Genomic DNA, 1,423 nt, shown 5'->3' with positions numbered 1-1,423 from the left:
TCGACAGGTTGGCCCGCTGCGTGCGCGGGCGGTGGTGGCCGCGGCCCGGGCGGCGGCTCGGCCGTGCCAGCGCGGTGCCGTGCAGGGCCGGTCGCAGCCGCGTGGCCAGCTGCCGGGCCAGAGCGTCGACCAGGCTCCGGACCAGCGGACGCAGTGCGGCCAGCCGGGCCTCCGGCAGCCCGCCGGCATGCCGCAGCACCGAACGCAGCAGGTCGACGGAGGGCCGCACGGAGTCCGGGTCGAGTTCCGCACAGACGTCCGCCCGGCCCGCCGCGGCGGCCGCCGCCAGCACCTCCTCCCGGATGCCCGGCCCGAACAGAGCCGTCAGTTCCTCGGACCACTCCCGCACCGAGGGATACGGGGCCTCCCGGCCGCCGCCGTCCCCCGGACCGGTCAGGCTGCCCCGGCTGCCCTCACCGTGTCCGCTGCCGTACAGCTCGTCCAGCGCCGTCGCCAGGGCGCGGGCGGACGTGGGCAGTTGGTCGGTGCGGCGGCCCAGGACGAGACGCCAGCGGTCGGCCGGGGCGAGCCGGTGGTTCCCGCCGGAGGCGGGGTCGCCGGAGCCGTCGACGACAGAGGGTGCCTGGGGTCGCCGGGGCGGCGGAAGGAGCCCCCAGGCGTCCAGCGCCTCGCGGGCCGCGAGGTCGGCCCGGGTCCGGACGGCCAGCGCACGTGGGTCGACGGCGCCGGTGTCGGCCAGGTGACGCTCGCCGAGGCGCTCCTCGACGGCGGACAGCAGCCGGTCCCGCGCGGCCGGGCTGAGCGTGTCGAAGCCGCCCCGCAGCGCGGGCAGCCGGTCCAGGAAGTCCTGGTCGGACAGCTGAGCCACCCGGCCCAGCAGCGGCTCCAGCGCGGGCGCCGCCGACTCCAGCAACTGCCCCGCGGCGGTGAGCAGTCCGGTGAGCCGCGAGGTGAGCGCCGAGCGGGACTCGGGATCGCCGGCCCCGTCCACCCAGGACGCCACCCGGTCACCGAAGCCGTGCGGGTCCTCGTGCCCGAGCAGCACGCGGACGGCCCCGGCGGCGCCGCGCATCAACGGCGACCCCTCGGCGGCCAGCCGGGCGAGCGCGTCGGTGAGCCGGATTCCCCCCAACAGGTCGGCCCGGTGGGCCAGTTCCAGCAGGGCGTGGGCGTCGGCCGGGTCCTCGGAACCGGTGAGGCCGTCGACCTGACGCACAGCCGCGGCGGTGAGCAGCTCGGCCACGGCCGCCGCCCGTGCCGTACGGTCCTCGTCGGCCGGCAGCCCCGCCACGTGCCCGGCGCGCAGGCGGTCCGACAGGGCGAGGCCCGAGAGGAGTTCGGGCAGCGTGCCGGAGTTCGGCAGCACATCCGCGATGTCCGCGAGCCGCTCGTCCGTGAGCCCCGCAAGCCCGCACTCCGCCGCCTGCTCCAGGCCGAGCAGGGCCTGCGCCGCGGTCGGGCC

1 protein-coding gene is annotated in these 1,423 nt (G+C 78.4%); it reads right to left on the bottom strand.

Annotated features, from left to right (window positions below; genetic code table 11):
• A partial coding sequence (locus tag AB0H32_RS48350) for a DUF5682 family protein (protein WP_361136129.1) occupies nt 1–1,423 on the bottom strand: 1,423 nt, incomplete at both ends.

It is taken from the genome of Streptomyces sp. NPDC020362, from assembly GCF_040642095.1.
GTDB lineage: Bacteria > Actinomycetota > Actinomycetes > Streptomycetales > Streptomycetaceae > Streptomyces.
Note: the sequence above shows the minus strand (reverse complement) of the source record. Positions and strands in the feature narration are given on the sequence as shown.